We start from the raw sequence: 16,897 nt of genomic DNA on the forward strand, positions 1-16,897 counted from the left end.
ATGAACGAAGCCTATGCCACGGACCAGCTTGACAAACAGCAAGGCCCGCACAATGCTGTACGCATGGAAGCGCGCCTGACAAAACTGGAAACGGACCGGGAACATGGCCGGCTATGGTTCAAGACCCTGGAACAGCGTCTTGGCGACGGCCTCGACAATGTGCGTACGGAGTTGCGCGACGAATCGCAGTTGCTGCGCGCCGACCTGACGCAGTTTCGCGGCGACTTGCGCGGCGACTGCCACGCCTTGCGCACGGAACTGGGCGACATCCGCAAGCACATGCACACCCACTTCCTGTGGTTCATGGGGATACAGGCCACCACCACGTTTGCCCTGCTGGGCTTGGGCGCCAAGGCGCTGCATATGTACTGAGGAAAAACAAAAAGGCAGGCGCGGTGCAGCACCGCCCTGCCCTGCCCTGCCTGTCCTGAGGTTAGCGAAGCCTGCTACGCTGCCAGCATGCTCTGCGTTTCCTGGTAGCGCACATGCCACGACAGCGCCTGCTCCAGGATGTGCGGCGTATGGCCGCCGCGCTGGCATGCCGCGTCATAATAAGCACGCAGTTGCGCGCGGTAATCGGGATGCGTGCAGCGCTCGATGATCAGCGGCGCCCGTTCGCGCGGCGCCAGTCCGCGCAAGTCCGCAAAACCCCACTCCGTCACCAGCACGTCGACGTCATGCTCCGTATGGTCGACATGCGAGACCATCGGCACGACGCTGGAAATGCGCCCGCCCTTGGCCGCCGATTTCGACACGAACATCGACACTTGCCCATTGCGCGCAAAGTCGCCAGAGCCGCCGATGCCGTTCATCATGTGCGTGCCGCACACGTGCGTGGAATTGACGTTGCCGTAGATATCGAACTCGAGCGCCGTGTTCAGGGCGATGATGCCCAGGCGGCGCACGATCTCGGGATGGTTGCTGATCTCTTGCGGGCGCAGCACGATTTTCGAGCGGTAATGGTCGATATTGTCCATCAGCTTTTGGTGCACGGCGGCCGACAGGGTGATCGACGAGGCCGAGGCAAACGCCAGCTGGCCCGAATCGAGCAGCTCGATGGCGCTGTCCTGCAGCACTTCCGAATACATCGTCATGTTCTGGAAGGGCGAGCCGATCAGGCCATGCAGCACGGCGTTGGCGATGGTGCCGATGCCCGCCTGCAGAGGCAGCAGTTCCGGGCCCATGCGCCCGGCCGCCACTTCGCCTTCGAGAAAAGCGATCACGTGGCCGGCGATGGCCTGCGTTTCCGCGTCGGGCGGCAAGGCGTTCGACGGGCTGTCGGGGCTGTCCGTGATGACGATGGCGGCGATGCGGGCCGGGTCGATGGCGATGGCCGTGCTGCCCAGGCGCTGGTCCACGCGCGTGAGCGGTATCGGCTCGCGGCCCGGCAAGGTTTGCGGTATATAAATGTCATGCAAGCCTTCCAGCGCCAGCGGCGTGGACAGGTTGATTTCGATGATCACTTGCGTGGCCTGCTGGGCAAAGGCAGCGGAGTTGCCCACCGACATGGTCGGGATGATGGCGCCGGCGGCCGTGATGGCCGTCGCTTCGATGACGGCGATGTCGACGGCGGCCAGGTTGCCCGAACGCAGCTGCTCGGCCGTTTCCGACAGGTGCTGGTCGATGAACATGACTTCACCGTTGTTGATCTTGCCGCGCAAGACGGGGTCGACCTGGAACGGCATGCGGCGCGCCAGCACGCCCGCCTCGGCCATCAGGCCATCGCTGCCATTGCCCAGCGAAGCGCCCGTGATCAGGGTCAGGCTCAATGGATCTTGCAGGGCGCGTTCGGCCAGCGCGCGCGGCAAGGCCTTGGCATCGCCGGCACGGGTAAAGCCGCTCATGCCGACACGCATGCCGTTGTGGAACAATTTGGCTGCCTCATCGGCGCTCATGATTTTACTGAGCAAGCCTGGGTGGCGGATACGGTCCTCGTACATCGTGATGCTCCTGATATTCTTAATATTCTCAAACTGGATGGCTGTCATACACCAGCCCCATAAGTGGTTTCAGTATAAAATCCCGTCCACATGCATGGCATGAATTAATTTCGTCACATCCAGTCGATATTTTCATGCCCTGCCAACACTGAGCACTCCCTTGGATATCCGTTCCCTGCGCTATTTCGTCGAAACCGTGCGCCTGTCGAGCTTTACGCAGGCGGCCGAGTCGCTGCACCTGACCCAGTCGACCATCAGCAAGATGGTGCGCCAGCTGGAAGACGAGGTGGGCGCCCAGTTGCTGGTGCGCGACGGACGCAAGCTGACCCTGACGGACACGGGCCGCATCGTCTACCAGCACGGCCAGGAGATGCTGGCCAATATGCGCCAGCTGACCCTGGAAGTGCGCGATACCCAGGCCTTGCAGCGCGGCAGCCTGGCGGTCGGCATCCCGCCCATGATCAACGTGCTGTTTACGCCCGTATTAAAAGCCTTTCGGGCGCGCCATCCGAACATCAGCCTGACCCTGCAGGAAGACACGGGCCAGCAGATCGAGCGCAAGGTGGCGGGGGGCGAGCTGGAAATCGGCATGACGGTACTGCCGGCCGACCCGGAACTCGATCTCGTGGCAGTGGAAGTGGCCAACTATCCGATCTGGGCCCTGGCCGAGCCGGGCACGTTCCAGAAAAACCGCACGACACTGCCCTTCAAGGCGCTGGCCGAACTGCCGCTGGTGTTATTGAAGGATGATTTCGCCCTCACGCGCAGCCTGCGCCAGCATTTCGCGCAAGCGGGATTCACGCCGACCATCGCCGCGCAGAGCGGCCAGTGGGACTGGCTGGTGGCGATGGCCTCGGCGGGCCTGGGCGTGGCCCTGCTGCCCGAGCCGTTCATCCACCGCCTGGCCGGCGAACGGCTGGAGGCGGTGCGCATCGTCGAACCGGAAGTGGCATGGCAGGTGGCGCATGTCTGGAGCGGACGTTATCTGTCGCACGCGGCGCGCGCCTGGCTCGAGGTATGCCAGGACGTGCTGGGCACGCCGTTCGCGCACTGACGTAAAAAAAGGGTGGCCGAGGCCACCCTTTTGATTGATCGCTCCACCTTGCTTACTTGGCGGCATCGTCCTTGTACATGCTGGCGTATTTCCAGCCGAAGTACAGGATGAAGGTGTAGCACAGGGCCGGCACGAGGAAGGACAGCTGCAGGTTGATGTGGTCGGCCAGGAAACCCTGGATGAACGGCACGATGGCGCCGCCGACGATGGCCATGCACAGGATGCCCGAACCTTGACCCGTTTGCGCGCCCAGCTTGTTCAGGGCCATGCTGAAGATGGTCGGGAACATGATGGAATTGAACAGGCCGACGGCGATCAATGCCCACATGGCCGTGTGACCGCTGGAGAACACGGCAACGAGGATCAGCGCGATGACGACGGCGGCGTTGAAGGCCAGGGTCTTGCCCGGGCTGACATAGCGCATCACGGCAAAGCCGACGAAACGGCCCAGCATGGCGCCACCCCAGTAATAGCTGACGAAATAGGCGGCATCGGCGTGGCTGAGGCCAGCGATATGGCTCTCGCCGAGGAAGTTGATCAGGAAGCTGCCGATGCTGACTTCACCGCCCACATACAGGAAGATGGCCAGCGCGCCCAGCACCAGGTGGCGGTGCGACCAGATCGAGACCTTGTGGCCATCCTGCGCCACGGCAGCCGCATCATCCGCGTGCGAAATCTTCGGCAGTTTGGCCAGCGCGAACAGCACGGCCAGTATCACCAGGGTGGCGGCCAGCACCAGGTAGGGACCTTGCACGGAGGCCGCTTCCTTGGCGCGGTAAGCCAGTTGCTCGGCTGCCGGCAGCAGGTCGAACTGCTGCACCGTCAGCACGGTGCCCGACAAAATCAGCATGCCGCCCAGGGCCGGCGCCACGGTGGTGCCCAGCGCGTTGAACGCCTGCGTCAGGGTCAGGCGGCTCGACGCCGTCTGCGGGTCGCCCAGTTCCGTCACATACGGATTGGCCGCCACCTGCAGCACGGTGATGCCGGCCGCCAGGATGAAGAAGGACAAGAGGAACAGCGCATAGCTGCCGGTGGACGCCGGGTAGAACATGGCGCAGCCGGCGGCCGCGATCAGCAAGCCGGCGACGACGCCGCGCTGGTAGCCGATCTTCTTGATCAGCATGCCGGCCGGCAGCGAGACGATGGCGTAGGCGCCAAAGAAGCAGAACTGCACCAGCATCGCCTGGACATAGGTCAAGGTGTAGATCGAGCGCAGATGGGGAATCAGCACATCATTGAGCGATGTCAGCAATCCCCACATGAAAAACAGCACCGTGACAATGATCAGGGCGCCTGTATTGTTTTGCGTGCCGGCCCGTGCGGACGGTACGCCCTGGCCTTGCTTTACGTATTCCATACCTTCTCCATTTTTCAATTCCAAGTTGATCGCGCCAGGCATGGAAGCGTTTCCACCCGGGCAGCGCCAGGACGCGCAAGCGCCACGCAGATATCAGCGTGGGCCATGACTGCCATCAACGATAGAGGGGCAGGCATGACACGTCTCGCGCGCGGCAGGCGCACGGCCGACCGTTTCTCGTCAGAACGATGTCTTGTGGGCGCGGCACGCCTGCGGGCTGCGTCTGAAAACAACATCCAGGACAAAAACGTCTTGTAGTAAAACTACGATACTGCGCCGGCATTATGCCTTAAAGCCCCGTATTGCGCAGCTTTCCCGCCTGTTATTTAAAAAATGAATAGCTGACATTTGAAATCAAAAGTAGCCTTATAACTTGGAATCGCTATACTTATATTGCAGTGCAGCACAACGCGGCACGCCACACAAGGAGTCTGCCATGTCTACCGCATTTACTTACCACACCACGCAAAACAGCAATATCGTCGCCACCCTCGTTCACGCCGCCAAGCGCGTGGGCGCCTGGCTGAACCAAAGCAGCGACCGCCGCGAGCGCGCTTACGAAGAAGCCTATCTGGCCGAATCGACCGACCGCTACGACCTGGAATACCGCATGCGCGAACTGGCCCGCGCCAACCCGCAGCCCAGCTGGATGAGCGGCCTGAGCCGTTAATCAGTACTGCAGCACGCAGCCCATCACCGGCTGTAGCAACAACGATAGCGCCATCCTGCTCGCCTTGCGCTTGAGCACAGGATGGGCTATACAGGCGGGATGCAAACGCCCATTACCATCCTCGCCATCGCTGGCAGCCTGCGCGCCGCCTCGCTGAACACCGCCCTGCTGCACGCCATCGCAGGGCTTGCCCCAGCGCCATTCGAGATCCGCATCTATCCCGGACTCGGTGAATTACCCCTGTTCAATCCCGACCTCGACGCCGACAGCCTGCCGGCCGTGACGGCCCTGCGCGACGCCATCCTGGCGGCCGACGTGCTGATGCTGGCCAGCCCCGAATATGCGCACGGCGTGAGCGGCCCCATGAAAAATGGGCTGGACTGGATGGTGGGAAATGAATCGTTCATCGACAAGCCGCTGGTGCTGCTGAACGCCTCGCCGCGCGCCACGCATGCGCAGGCGGCCTTGCGCGAAACGGTACGCACCATGTCGGCGCGGCTGATCGACGAAGCCTGCATCAGCCTGCCCCTGCTGGGGTCGGGTCTCGATGCGGAGGGTATCGCCGCGGACCCGGCATTGCGCCGGGCCATCCTCGATATGTTGCAGTGCATCAGGTCATTTTCATGACCTTCTGCACGTTTTACTATCATTTCATCTAGTTTTACTACGTACTTCTACGGATCGCTCAGTGCGGGATCATGCCGGTGAACACGTACGCCTGCAGCATGGTGATGATGCCGATGATCACGGCAAACAGCAGGCTGTGCTTCAAGGTAAAGCGGAACAGGTCCGATTCCTTGCCCACCAGGCCAGTGGCGGCGCAGGCGACGGCGATCGACTGGGGTGAAATCATCTTGCCCGTCACGCCGCCCGTCGTATTGGCCGCCACCAGCAAGGTATCGGACACGCCGATCTGGTGCGCCGTGGTGTTTTGCAGGGAGCAGAACAAGGCATTCGACGACGTATCGGACCCCGTCAGGAACACGCCCAGCCAGCCCAAGAACGGCGAGAAGAACGGGAAGGCTGCGCCGCTGCCAGCCAGCAGCAGGGCCAGGGTGGACGACATGCCAGAATAGTTGGCAACGAAGGCAAACGCCAGCACCAGGCCGATCGACAGCACGGGACGGCGCAATTCCACGAGCGTTTCCACGAAGGCCTTGATGCCATCGCGCGGCTTCATGCGCAGCATCCACATCGACAGCACGGCCGTCAGCAAGATCGCCGTGCCCACGGCTGACAGCAGGTCGAGCTTGAAGACGGCGTCATACGCTTTCGGCGCGGCGACGATGGGCATCGTCTTGATCACCAGCTGGTCCAGGTAAGGCACGTGGATCTTCACGACCAGGCTGGATAACGCGCCGCCGGCGGCGAACAGGGACTTGAAGCCGGGCAGGCTCCAGACGGTGACGATGGCCGTCAGCAGGCCGAACGGCGCCCAGGCGCGCGCCGTTTGCGCCAAGGTATAGGGCGAGGCGGCGCGGCTGCCGCTGCCGCGCAAGTCCGCACTGCCTGCGCCGCCAAAACCGGACAGCGCAGCGGCGCCGCCGCCGACGGCGTTGACCACCTTGGCATTCTTCGGCTGCCACACTTTCAGGAACAGGGTCAGTGACACGAGGCTGACGAGGGCCGAGGTGATGTCCGGCAGCTCCGGCCCGATATGGTTGGACGTGAAGTACTGGGTGACGGCAAAGCTGGCGCCCGTCACCAGGGCGGCCGGCCACACTTCGCGCACGCCGCGCGCGCCATCCATCATGAACACCAGCCAGAATGGCACGGCCAGCGACAGCAGCGGCAACTGGCGGCCCGCCATGGCGCCGATCAGGAAGGGGTCGATGCCCGTCACCTGGCCCGCCACGATGATGGGGATGCCCATGGCGCCAAAGGCCACGGGCGCCGTATTGGCGATCAGGCACAGGCCCGCCGCATACAGCGGGTTGAAGCCCAGGCCCACCAGCAACGCCGAGGTGATGGCCACGGGCGCGCCGAAACCGGCCGCGCCTTCCAGGAAGGCGCCGAAGGCAAAGCCGATCAGCAGCACCTGCAAGCGCTGGTCATCCGTCACCGACAGCACGGAGGCGCGGATGATCTCGATCTGTCCCGACTTGACGACGATCTTGTACAGGAAGACGGCCGTGACGATGATCCAGGCGATGGGCCACAAGCCATACGCGAAGCCGTAGCCGGCCGCCGCCAGCGCCTGCGGCACGGGCATGCCATACGCGAAGATGGCGACGGCCAGCGCCAGCGCCAGGGTGACGGCGGCCGCCACGTGTCCCTTGATGCGCAGCGCGGCCAGGGCGATGAAGAAGAAAATGATGGGAACGGCTGCCGCCAGCGACGACAGCCACAAGCTGCCGAGCGGTGTATAAAGTTGGGTCCAGGTTTGCATGTCGGGTCTCCTCCGGTGGATGCGGGTTAAGTGAAAAAACGGCTTTGCTGTATTTTTTTGCGGCGTATTTTTCTGTGGATGCCGGCGCTACTCTTCCTGGCCCCGCGCATTGAGCAGGTCGGCCAGGCTGCGCGGCGCCGGCATCAACGGCTTGCGATGCTGCGTCCAGCCCAGTTGCGCGCGTGGCGTCAGCATCCGCAGGCGCGTGGCGGCCCAGCGGAACAGACGGTAGCTGGCAGGGCGCGCGAAGGCGCCGCTCCAGAAGCGCCAGATCAGGCTTTCGCCGCGGCTGAACTTGGCGCCCTGCCCACGCAGCGGATGCGCCACCTGCTCGCCGGGATTGCGATTGGCCTCCGTGCGCAGGCGCACCAGCAGTTGCGGAATCGGGATGCGCACGGGGCACACTTCGCCGCAGGCGCCGCACAGGCTCGATGCGGTGGCCAGGTCCGCCGTCGCAGCTAGGCCCAGCAAGTGGGGCGAGATGATCTTGCCGATCGGCCCTGGATACGTGGTGCCGTAGGCATGGCCGCCGATGCGGGTGTAGACGGGACAGTGGTTCATGCAGGCGCCGCAGCGGATGCATTGCAGAGTGGCGCGCAGTTGCTCGTCCGCGTAGGCCTGGCTGCGGCCGTTGTCGAGCAAGACCAGGTGCACTTCGCGCGGCCCATCCTGTTCACCGGCGCGGCGCGGGCCGGAAATCAGGTTGAAATACGTGGTGACGGCCTGGCCCGTGGCAGAACGCGTCAGCAAGCTGGCCAGCGGCACGATATGTTCCAGCTTGGCCACCACTTTTTCCATGCCCATGATGGCGATGTGGACCTCCGGCACGGACGTCGTCAGCCGGCCATTGCCCTCGTTTTCCACCAGCCACAGGGTGCCCGTGTCGGCTGCCGCGAAGTTCACGCCGGACAGGCCGATGTCCGCCTCGACAAACGCCTGGCGCAGGGCGCGCCGCCCCGTCTGGATCAGGCTGTCGACGTCTTCCGTGTAGGGCGCGTCGGGAATATGCTCGGCGAACAGGCCGGCGATATCGGCTTTCGTCTTGTGAATCGCCGGCATGACGATGTGCGACGGCTTTTCGCCGGCCAGCTGCACGATGTACTCGCCCATGTCCGACTCCAGGCACGTCATGCCGCGCGCTTCCAGGTAGTGATTGAGCTCGATCTCCTCGCTGGCCATCGACTTGCCCTTGATGAAGCGCGTCGCCCGGCTCCTTTCCGCGATGGCGTGGATGATGGCATTGGCCTGTTCGCCATCCTCGGCCCAGTGCACCTGCACGCCGGCCGCCGTCAGCTTGTCTTCCAGCTGCACCAGCAATTCGGGCAGGCGCGCCAGCGCGTGCTGGCGCACGGCTTCGCCGATGTCGCGCAGGCGTTCCAGTTCGTCGCCGTCGGGGAACTGGGCGCTGCGCTTGTCCTGTAAAAAATCCATGGCGCCGCGAAAGCTCTGGCGCAGCTTCGGGTCGTCCAGCGCGGCGCGGGCGCGCGCATGGAAGTCGGCCGGCTTGACGAATTGCAGTGGCTTGGCGTTCATGGCTGGCCTCCTTCCTGGACTGGCAAGTCATCGATGATCAGCACCCACAGCCAGCGCGGACCGTGCGCGCCATAGGCGAGGGTTTGCTGGATGTCGGACGTTTTCGAAGGACCCGACACGAGCACCAGGTTGGCCGGCATGCCGTCGGCCCAGCGCTCGGCGCGCGCCGCCGCATGCAAGTCCACGTGCAGGGTGCTGGCATACACGAGGCAGACATGCAGGGGCGGCGCCAGCGATACCGTGCGCGGCGTGGCCGCGTCGGGCGCGATGACCAGGGTACCCGTGGCGGCAATGCCGGAACGGGCGACGGTAAAACCGGCATCGACGGTATCGAACAATTCGCCCTTCCACTGCGCCAGCGGACGCTCGAAAGACAGCGCTTCCACGCCTTCCGGCAAGGCGGCGCACAAGGCCCGCCCTTCGGCGCTGCCGGCATCCATCAGCAGGCGGCGCACCTGCTGCGCGCCCAGGCGCTGCGCCAGCAAGGCTGGCCAGGCATCGCTGCTCACGCAGTCGACTTCCGCATGCGCGGCGCGCAAGGCTGCCTGTATGGCGGCGATCCGGCCCCGTGGCGACAGCGGCGCTTGCGCGCGGCGCGCCGCGTAGTGCTTGTCGATGGCGGCATCGATGGCCTCCACCGATTCGGGCGCGGAAGGCGCGGCGGCGCGCAGGCGTCCCAGCATGCGTTCGCGGGCGGTCAAGATCGCGCTCATGCCGCGCCTCCCGTGCGGCGCCACAAGAAGCTGGCCAGGTGTTCGACGGGCAGCGGCGCGCCCTGATGCTGCGCGGCGTGGCCGATGTTGAGCAGGCAGCCGCAGTCGGCCGAGACGAGCCGGTCGCAGCCCGTGGCGCAGGCCGAGGCGATCTTGTCGCTGACCATGGCGCCGGAAATATCCGGGTGTTTCAATGAAAACGTGCCGCCAAAGCCGCAGCATTCCGATTCGCGCTGGTGTTCGATGCGCGTCACGCCGGGCAAGGCGTCGAGCAAGGCCACGCCGTGCACCCGCGTGCCCATCTCGCGGCGCGCCCCGCACGAGGTATGCAGCACCACGTTTTCCTCCGCTTGCCCGGGATTGGCCAGGGCCAGGCCGGCCAGGTCGAGCTGCAGCACGCAGACGAGAAATTCGCTCAGTTCATACACGCGTTCGGCCAGTTCGGCAGCCTTGGGACCGGCCACCGGGTCGTCCTGGAACAGCTGCGGCCAGTGGTGGCGCATCATGCCGGCGCAGGAGCCGGATGGCACGATCACGGGCCACGGCTGCGCAAACAGGTCCAGCTGCGCGCGGGCCACGGCGCGCGCCTGCTCCGGGTTGCCGCTGCTGTAGGCGGGCTGGCCGCAGCAGCTCTGGCCACGCGGATAATGCACCAGCAAGCCTTCCCGTTCCAGCAGGCGCACCGCGTCGAGCCCCGCCTGCGGCACGAACAGGTCGACCAGGCAGGTGGCGAACAGGTACACCTGGAGCGGCGCATGTGGGTAGTGGCGTGGAGCGTGGCGCGGCTGGCGCGGGTCTGGCTGCATGAGTGTGTCTCCCCGGCGCTCTGTGTGTTGCTGCGGCGCCGCTGTGTGTTGTTAAGAATGACCGGTTCACGCATAATTCCAGCTTCCGCAAGCCACTTCAAATTGCTCGGACCACTTTAAAACAACACCGGAAGACAGCGATGGCGACAGGCATGCAAACGCGGGGCAGGGTCGAGATGGTGATGCGCAGGCTGGAGACGGCCCTGCTGGACGGCAGCTTGCCGGCGGGTGCACAGTTGCCGGCAGAACGCCTGCTGGCGCTGCAATATGGGGTCTCGCGCAATACCGTGCGCGAAGCGGTGCAGCGGCTGGCGGCGCGGGGACTGGTGCGCAGCCGGCGCGGCGCGGGCGTGTTCGTGACGGATCAGTTGCGCACGGGCATGGCTTCGCCGTGGAGCCAGCTGGTGGCGGACCACCCTGCCCTGCGCGACGACATCCTGGAATTTCGCCGCGTGCTGGAAGGGGCGACGGCCTACTTTGCGGCGCAGCGGGCCAGCGGGGACGAACGCGCGCAGATCATGGCGCTGCTGGCCGAGCTGGAACAGGCGCGCGCCAGCGATGACAAGCACGGCGAGGCGCAGGCCGATGCACGGCTGCATGAAGTCATCGCGCAAGCGTCGCACAACACCATGTTTTTGCACCTGCACACCAGCATCATCGGCATGCTGCGCGAACACATCACCATCAATGGCACGGGCTTGCGCCAGCAGGACGACGCCACGTCGCTGCACCTGCTGTCGCAGCACCGCACCCTGTGCGAGGCCATCTGCGCCAGCCAGCCCGAGGAAGCGCGCACGGCCATGCAAAGCCACATCGATTTCGTGCGCACGCGCGTCACCAGCGACGACGATTGAGGCCACTGGTAGGACCAGTAGATGAGCACAGTGGCCGCAAAAACTGCTACTATCGCGCGCCGCCACCTGATCCATCCTGCCATGACCGTCCTCGTCCACACCCACCCGCTGGTGCTCCAGCTGGAAAACGACTTGCTGCCCCTGTTCCGCGCCGCCCTGCCGCCACTCGCGGCCGCCGTGCCCCGGGCGCTCGCCTCCGTCTTCGCCTTTTCCAGCGGTACGGCCAGCGCTTTCCAGGATTATCACTTCGGCATTTCCTGCCTGCTCGAGGACATGCCCGACGATGCCCCGGAAGAAGTCGCGCTGCTGGTCAGCGTCACGGGACTCGACGCCGGCGCCCGGCTCAGCGCACAGGTCGTCTGGGGCCAGCCCTCGGGCCGGGTGGAAATGCAGGCCGGGCTGGACGCCGACAGCCTGCAAGCCTTGCATGCGGCCCTGCCAGGCTTGCTGGCCGGCTTGCAACAGGCCGCCAGCCGGGGCAGGCCGGAAATGTGACAGGAGCATGAAAAAGTGCCAGGAAACAACAACTTACGCTTTCCGCAGCGCAACTTTGTTGACTTCCACTAGCCCCAGCCCCTATCCTTTCAGTTACGTTTGGTGAGAATGTGTGCATGTTCATGCGAGCATGCCCGCAAGCCGCCTTGCCCCCACAAAAGTCCATTCCGCATTTTTATTGCAACCATCAGGGCAACGCGCCTGGACGGCCGCTGCCAGCAAATACGGAGCTGACTGCCATGCCATCGCACCACCATTTTCCTGCAACACCCTTGCTCGGCTGCCTCCTCCTGCTGGCCGCCCTGCCCGTACAGGCGCAGACGACGGACAGCCCTGCCGCCACCTTCAGCGCCAACGCCAGCCTCACTTCGCAATACATTTCGCGCGGCTTTCGCCAGACCTGGGGCAAACCCGCCCTGCAGGCGGGTGCCGACTACGCGCACCCGAGCGGCTGGTCGCTGGGCACCTGGGCTTCCACCGTCAGCGACCGCTATATCGAGGATGCGACCATCGAATGGGACCTGTACGGCGGCTACAGCGGCACGGTGGGAGAACTGGGCTACAGCCTGCTCGCGTATTACTACAAGTATCCGGGCGCCGTCTACCGCGCCACGGGTGTCAAGTACGACTATGGCGAACTGTCGCTGGGCCTCAGCTACAAGATGCTGTACGCCAAATACAACCATACCGTCACGCGCGACTTCTTTGGCATCACGCATGCGCGCGGCACGGGTTATCTCGACGTGGGCGCGAATGTTGACCTGGGCAATGCCTGGACGTTGAACCTGCACGCCGGCAATGGCCGGGTGGCGGGCACGGGCAATGCCATCTGGAACTGGCGCGACGCCAAGATCGGCGTCACCAGGGCCTTCGACGGCGGCTGGAACGCCAGCGCCGCCATCACGCGCGCCTGGGGCGCCACCGATGCCTACGACCATTACACCCTGGGCATCCCGAATGCGTCCGGCCAGTTCGACACATCGAATCCCGCCGCGGCCACCGTCGTGCTGGCCGTCAGCAAGACGTTCTAGGCGCGCTACCCGCGACGCCCATGACACCGATATCCATCCCCATCAAGGAACAGCCTTATGCAACTCTCACTGAACAGTAAAATCTGCGTCGCCGCCACCGCGCTCGCCGTCCTCAGCCTGGGCGTCACGGCGGCCGTGATCGGCTACAAGAGCAGCGCCAGCGCCGAAGCGGCCGCGCTGGACCTGGCGCGCACGTCGGCGCGCGAAGTGGCCGGCGCGCTGCAGGCGCGCATCGCCAGCAACCTGTCCAGCGTGTCCAGCCTGGCCGGCGCCATGCGCGGCACCAAAAGCGCCAGCCTGCCCCTGCAGCGCGAGCAGATCAATGAGCTGACCAAGGCGACCCTGACCAGTTCGGAAGACTTGCTCGGTTCGGCCGTGACGTGGGAGCCGAACGCGCTCGACGGCAAGGATGCGGATTTCGCCAACCAGAAGCCGTACTACGACGTCAGCGGCCGCTTCATGCCCTACTGGACGCGCGGCGCCGGCGGCAAGCTGCAAGTCGAACCCATCGTCTTCGACCCGAAACCTGGCGCCAACGACTGGTACGACGTGCCCAAGCGCACCGGCAAGACGTTTTTCACGGAACCGTATATCTACCCCGTCGATGGCAAGAACGTGCTGATGGCTTCGCTGGTGGCGCCCATCATGATCGACGGCAGCTTCAAGGGCACGGCGAGTGCCGACTTCATGCTCACGCGCCTGGCGAAAATCCTTGCCGACCTGAAAGTGATCGAGGGCGGCAAACTGGCCCTGATCTCGAATGGCGGCCTGTACGCCAGCCACCCCGTGCCCGAACGCCTGGGCAAGAAGGCGGACGACGTGCCGGCCGCCGGCCTGGAAAAGGTGCGCCAGGGCCAGCCATATGAATACGAGGACGACAAGGGCTACATCCACTTGCTGCAGCCGCTGCAGATCCACCCCGATATCGCCCCGTGGAGCGTGGAACTGAACTTCCCGAAAAGCGTGGCCACGGCCTCGGCGCGCGACCTGATGATCTACACCCTGATCGTCGCCCTGCTGTGCGCGGCGGCCACGGCCGGCATTTTGATCCTCGTCGTCAACCAGCTGACGCGTCCATTGCGCACCCTGGGCCGCACCATGACGGATTTGTCGAGCGGCGACGCCGACCTGCGCGTCAAGCTGGAAGTCAAGGGCACCGACGAGCTGGCCGTCATCGGCAAGGGTTTCAACGCCTTCGTGGAAAAGATCCACGCCGTGCTGCTGCAAGTGCAAGCCAGCGCCGACAACGTGGCCCGTGCCAGCGCGGAAATTGCGCAAGGCAATAATGACCTGTCGGCCCGCACGGAACAGCAAGCCAGTTCGCTGGAAGAGACGGCCGCCTCGGTGGAAGAGCTGACGGGCACCGTCAAGGAAAACGCCGACCATGCGCGCCAGGCGAACCAGCTGGCCGCCTCGGCGTCGGACGTGGCGCAAAAGAGCGGCGAAGTGGTCGGCAAGGTGATCGAAACGATGACCTCGATCAATGATTCGTCGAACAAGATCGTCGACATCATCAGCGTCATCGACGGCATCGCCTTCCAGACGAATATCCTGGCCCTGAACGCGGCAGTGGAAGCGGCGCGCGCGGGCGAACAGGGGCGCGGTTTCGCCGTCGTCGCCACGGAAGTGCGCAACCTGGCGCAGCGCTCCGCGGCGGCAGCGAAGGAAATCAAGCTGCTGATCGACGATTCCGTGGGCAAGGTGGCCGTCGGCAGCAAGCTTGTCGATGAGGCGGGCGCCACCATGGAGCAAGTGGTCGACAGCGTACGCAAGGTGACCGCCATCATGGCCGACATCAGCGTCGCCACCACCGAGCAAAGCGACGGCATCGCGCAAGTGAACCAGGCGCTGGCGCAGATGGATGGCGTGACGCAGCAAAACGCGGCCCTCGTCGAGGAAGCGGCAGCGGCCGCCGAAAGCCTGCAAGACCAGGCCAGCCATTTGGCCGAAGTGGTCAGCGTGTTCAAGCTGGGCGCGCAGCAACAGGCGGCGGTGCCGGCAGTGAAGACAGTGGCTGCGCCGCGCACGCCGCCAGCCGTCAAGGCGCCGCCGCCAGGCAAGCGCCTCGCCTCGATCAAGCCGGCGCCAGCGGAAAGAACGCAAGCCAAGACGCCGGCAGGCGATGACTGGGAAGAGTTTTAAGCCGGCCTTTCCTGCCGGCAGCGAGTTACTCTTGATTTAAATCAAGTCACGAATACATTCGGTGAGAATTGCCCCTCATCCATCCTTTTATACTGTTGCCGCGCTCACGGCACGCATGCTTGCCGGAATAAAAGGATGGGGCATGAAAAAAATAGTGGCAGTCTTATTGGCATCAAGCACCGCACTGCTGGCAGGTTGCGGCGGTGGCGGCGGCAGCGGCGATGCAGGCAATTCCAATGCTGGATCGGCGCTGGCTCCCTATGTCGGTACCTGGCAAGCGCCATGCGATGGACATGAGCGCGAGATCATGGTCGTCGCAGCCAAAGCCGATGGCAGCGGCGCCATGGAACTCAGCTCCACCACCGAAACCTATCTCAAGACCGGCTGCAGCGGCACCTTGCTGGGGACGGAAACCATGACGGCAAAGATCAGCGCGACACCGGATGGCGTGGTCGACGTTCTGGTCAAACTGACGGAAAATGGTGCCGCGAGCAACGTGCGCATCGACAAGCTGAACCTGTCCATTCCCGCCTATGCATTCAACGTCACGGGGCCTGGCGTGCAATACGTGAAGAAAGATGGCAAACAGCAATGGTGCATCGAATATGAAGGCGGCTCCACCTGCCTGCTCGACGAAGGCATGCGCCCGGCGCAAACCATCAAAGGTGGCATCGTCTTGCGCGACAACAACCTCTACACCTTCTCGCATAACGGCACCGCTTATGAACCCGACATGCTGTATGTAAAAAAATAAGCGCGTAACTTGCTGCGGAGCCCGTGGCCCCGCAGCTTCAGCGCCTCGGGTCCGTTAGCGAACATATGTGTAGAACCGAACATACATTGCGAAAATAGAAAGCTATTCTGTTGAAAAACAGGAGCTTGCCATGTCGCCCACCGCCTTTACGCTGCCATCCCACGCCGAGCTGACCGCCTTGCTGCGGCCACACGACAGCACTTTCTCCCCCGTCGAAGGCTTGCGCCGCTTGCGCGAGGCGGGACTGGACCAGCTGCCCCTGCCCGGCCACGGCGCCACTCTGCAGCGCTGGCAAATGCTGGCCGCCATCGCCGCCATCGACCTCTCCCTGCTCAAGCTGTATGAAGGTCATACCGATGCGCTCGCCATCCTGGCGGAAATCGATGGCCCCGGCGTGCCGGCCGGCAGCAGCTGGGGTGTCTGGTGTGCGGAAATGCCGGGCGCGCGCGTCCGCTTGCAGCAGGCAGCCGATGGCCGCTATGTGCTCGATGGACGCAAGGCATGGTGTTCCGGCGCGAATGGCCTCAGCCATGCCTTGATCAGCTGCTGGAATGAGGACGGCCAGGCTTGCCTGGCCTCCGTGGCCCTGTCGCAGCCGGGTGTGCACGTCACGGACGAAGGCTGGCAAGCCGTCGGCATGCTCGCCTGCGCCAGCGTCGACGTGACCTTTTCCGCCGCGCGCGCCTTTCCCGTGGGTGCGCCGGGCGCGTATCTGCAGCGCCCCGGTTTCTGGCATGGCGGCGCCGGCATCGCGGCCGCCTGGTATGGCGCGGCCTGCGCCGTCGCCAGCCACCTGCATGCGCGCGCGCAGCACGCAGCCCCCGATCCCGTCCGCCTGGCGCAACTGGGGAAAATCGATTGCGCGCTGCGCGCCGCCGGCGCCCTGCTGCGCGAAGGCGCTGCCGAAATCGACGCACAGCCGCAGCGCGACGTCATGGGCCTGGCGCTGCGCCTGCGCCTGGCGGTGGAAGATGCCGCCACCCTGGTCCTGCACCTGGCCACACGCGCCCTCGGCGCCGGCCCCCTGTGCCGCGATGCCCGCTTCGCGCGCCTGGCGGCCGACCTGCCCGTCTTCCTGCGCCAAAGCCACGCGGAACGCGACCAGGCCGTGCTGGGCGGCATCGTCGCCGGTGCCGAAGACCATCCCTGGGCGCTCTGA

At 64.6% G+C, this 16,897-nt stretch carries 16 protein-coding genes; 10 read left to right on the top strand and 6 right to left on the bottom strand.

Features of this window, described 5'->3' with window-relative positions; all coding sequences use genetic code 11:
* Entirely contained in the window at positions 1–372 is a 372-nt protein-coding gene (locus tag O3297_RS13795; protein WP_305048928.1) for a hypothetical protein, read from the top strand.
* 74 nt (positions 373–446) lie between these two features.
* On the opposite strand, the gene O3297_RS13800 is transcribed toward O3297_RS13795, so the two are convergent.
* Positions 447–1,940, bottom strand: coding sequence for an acetyl-CoA hydrolase/transferase family protein (locus O3297_RS13800; protein ID WP_099394705.1), 1,494 nt, complete (start codon positions 1,938–1,940; stop codon positions 447–449).
* Positions 1,941–2,100: 160 nt separating this feature from the next.
* Between O3297_RS13800 and O3297_RS13805 the strand changes: the two genes are divergently transcribed.
* Positions 2,101–2,994 (top strand): LysR substrate-binding domain-containing protein, encoded by an 894-nt coding sequence (locus tag O3297_RS13805; protein ID WP_099388491.1) that lies wholly within the window; start codon positions 2,101–2,103, stop codon positions 2,992–2,994.
* Positions 2,995–3,046: 52 nt separating this feature from the next.
* Here O3297_RS13805 and fucP read toward each other — a convergent pair whose 3' ends face one another.
* Positions 3,047–4,351 (bottom strand): L-fucose:H+ symporter permease, encoded by a 1,305-nt coding sequence (gene fucP, locus O3297_RS13810; RefSeq protein ID WP_092607048.1) that lies wholly within the window; start codon positions 4,349–4,351, stop codon positions 3,047–3,049.
* A 436-nt stretch (positions 4,352–4,787) separates the two neighbouring features.
* On the opposite strand from fucP, the gene O3297_RS13815 reads away from it, so the two are divergent.
* Positions 4,788–5,021 carry a DUF3563 family protein gene (locus O3297_RS13815; RefSeq protein ID WP_080698581.1) on the top strand — a complete coding sequence of 78 codons (234 nt, stop codon included), beginning with the start codon at positions 4,788–4,790 and terminating at the stop codon, positions 5,019–5,021.
* 99 nt (positions 5,022–5,120) lie between these two features.
* On the top strand, positions 5,121–5,648 hold the full coding sequence (locus O3297_RS13820) for an NADPH-dependent FMN reductase (protein ID WP_151096578.1): 528 nt from the start codon (positions 5,121–5,123) through the stop codon (positions 5,646–5,648).
* 58 nt (positions 5,649–5,706) lie between these two features.
* On the opposite strand, the gene O3297_RS13825 is transcribed toward O3297_RS13820, so the two are convergent.
* The 4 genes from O3297_RS13825 to O3297_RS13840 form a co-directional block, all read right to left on the bottom strand.
* Positions 5,707–7,410: a lactate permease LctP family transporter gene (locus O3297_RS13825; protein ID WP_305048929.1), complete on the bottom strand. Its 1,704-nt coding sequence runs from the start codon at positions 7,408–7,410 to the stop codon at positions 5,707–5,709.
* An 87-nt stretch (positions 7,411–7,497) separates the two neighbouring features.
* Entirely contained in the window at positions 7,498–8,943 is a 1,446-nt protein-coding gene (locus O3297_RS13830; RefSeq protein WP_305048930.1) for a LutB/LldF family L-lactate oxidation iron-sulfur protein, read from the bottom strand.
* On the bottom strand, positions 8,940–9,656 hold the full coding sequence (locus O3297_RS13835) for an LUD domain-containing protein (RefSeq protein WP_305048931.1): 717 nt from the start codon (positions 9,654–9,656) through the stop codon (positions 8,940–8,942). The genes O3297_RS13830 and O3297_RS13835 overlap by 4 nt, the downstream gene beginning before the upstream one ends.
* Positions 9,653–10,462, bottom strand: coding sequence for a (Fe-S)-binding protein (locus tag O3297_RS13840; RefSeq protein ID WP_305048932.1), 810 nt, complete (start codon positions 10,460–10,462; stop codon positions 9,653–9,655). Before O3297_RS13840 ends, O3297_RS13835 begins: the two co-directional genes overlap by 4 nt.
* 152 nt (positions 10,463–10,614) lie before the next feature.
* On the opposite strand from O3297_RS13840, the gene O3297_RS13845 reads away from it, so the two are divergent.
* The 6 genes from O3297_RS13845 to O3297_RS13870 all read left to right on the top strand — a co-directional run bounded on the left by O3297_RS13845 (position 10,615) and on the right by O3297_RS13870 (position 16,897).
* Positions 10,615–11,316, top strand: coding sequence for a FadR/GntR family transcriptional regulator (locus O3297_RS13845; RefSeq protein ID WP_231958002.1), 702 nt, complete (start codon positions 10,615–10,617; stop codon positions 11,314–11,316).
* A gap of 21 nt (positions 11,317–11,337) precedes the next feature.
* Positions 11,338–11,811 carry a hypothetical protein gene (locus tag O3297_RS13850; RefSeq protein WP_305048933.1) on the top strand — a complete coding sequence of 158 codons (474 nt, stop codon included), beginning with the start codon at positions 11,338–11,340 and terminating at the stop codon, positions 11,809–11,811.
* Between the two features lie 239 nt (positions 11,812–12,050).
* On the top strand, positions 12,051–12,842 hold the full coding sequence (locus tag O3297_RS13855) for a TorF family putative porin (protein ID WP_305048934.1): 792 nt from the start codon (positions 12,051–12,053) through the stop codon (positions 12,840–12,842).
* A gap of 57 nt (positions 12,843–12,899) precedes the next feature.
* Complete coding sequence (locus tag O3297_RS13860; RefSeq protein ID WP_305048935.1) at positions 12,900–14,984, top strand: methyl-accepting chemotaxis protein; 2,085 nt, start codon at positions 12,900–12,902, stop codon at positions 14,982–14,984.
* Between the two features lie 142 nt (positions 14,985–15,126).
* Entirely contained in the window at positions 15,127–15,738 is a 612-nt protein-coding gene (locus O3297_RS13865; RefSeq protein ID WP_305048936.1) for a hypothetical protein, read from the top strand.
* Positions 15,739–15,868: 130 nt separating this feature from the next.
* A complete protein-coding gene (locus tag O3297_RS13870) occupies positions 15,869–16,897 on the top strand; it encodes an acyl-CoA dehydrogenase (RefSeq protein WP_305048937.1) in 1,029 nt (342 codons plus the stop codon).

Origin of the sequence: Janthinobacterium sp. SUN128 (genome assembly GCF_030587275.1) — a bacterium.
In the GTDB taxonomy this organism is placed as follows: domain Bacteria; phylum Pseudomonadota; class Gammaproteobacteria; order Burkholderiales; family Burkholderiaceae_D; genus Janthinobacterium; species Janthinobacterium lividum.

Excerpts from the sequence above, each read along its gene's own strand:
- O3297_RS13795 (WP_305048928.1), top strand. The coding sequence starts at position 1 with ATGAACGAAGCCTATGCCACGGACCAGCTTGACAAACAGCAAGGCCCG.
- O3297_RS13800 (WP_099394705.1), bottom strand. The coding sequence starts at position 1,940 with ATGTACGAGGACCGTATCCGCCACCCAGGCTTGCTCAGTAAAATCATG.
- fucP (WP_092607048.1), bottom strand. The coding sequence starts at position 4,351 with ATGGAATACGTAAAGCAAGGCCAGGGCGTACCGTCCGCACGGGCCGGC.
- O3297_RS13815 (WP_080698581.1), top strand. The coding sequence starts at position 4,788 with ATGTCTACCGCATTTACTTACCACACCACGCAAAACAGCAATATCGTC.
- O3297_RS13820 (WP_151096578.1), top strand. The coding sequence starts at position 5,121 with ATGCAAACGCCCATTACCATCCTCGCCATCGCTGGCAGCCTGCGCGCC.
- O3297_RS13825 (WP_305048929.1), bottom strand. The coding sequence starts at position 7,410 with ATGCAAACCTGGACCCAACTTTATACACCGCTCGGCAGCTTGTGGCTG.
- O3297_RS13830 (WP_305048930.1), bottom strand. The coding sequence starts at position 8,943 with ATGAACGCCAAGCCACTGCAATTCGTCAAGCCGGCCGACTTCCATGCG.
- O3297_RS13835 (WP_305048931.1), bottom strand. The coding sequence starts at position 9,656 with ATGAGCGCGATCTTGACCGCCCGCGAACGCATGCTGGGACGCCTGCGC.
- O3297_RS13840 (WP_305048932.1), bottom strand. The coding sequence starts at position 10,462 with ATGCAGCCAGACCCGCGCCAGCCGCGCCACGCTCCACGCCACTACCCA.
- O3297_RS13845 (WP_231958002.1), top strand. The coding sequence starts at position 10,615 with ATGCAAACGCGGGGCAGGGTCGAGATGGTGATGCGCAGGCTGGAGACG.
- O3297_RS13850 (WP_305048933.1), top strand. The coding sequence starts at position 11,338 with ATGAGCACAGTGGCCGCAAAAACTGCTACTATCGCGCGCCGCCACCTG.
- O3297_RS13855 (WP_305048934.1), top strand. The coding sequence starts at position 12,051 with ATGCCATCGCACCACCATTTTCCTGCAACACCCTTGCTCGGCTGCCTC.
- O3297_RS13860 (WP_305048935.1), top strand. The coding sequence starts at position 12,900 with ATGCAACTCTCACTGAACAGTAAAATCTGCGTCGCCGCCACCGCGCTC.
- O3297_RS13865 (WP_305048936.1), top strand. The coding sequence starts at position 15,127 with ATGAAAAAAATAGTGGCAGTCTTATTGGCATCAAGCACCGCACTGCTG.
- O3297_RS13870 (WP_305048937.1), top strand. The coding sequence starts at position 15,869 with ATGTCGCCCACCGCCTTTACGCTGCCATCCCACGCCGAGCTGACCGCC.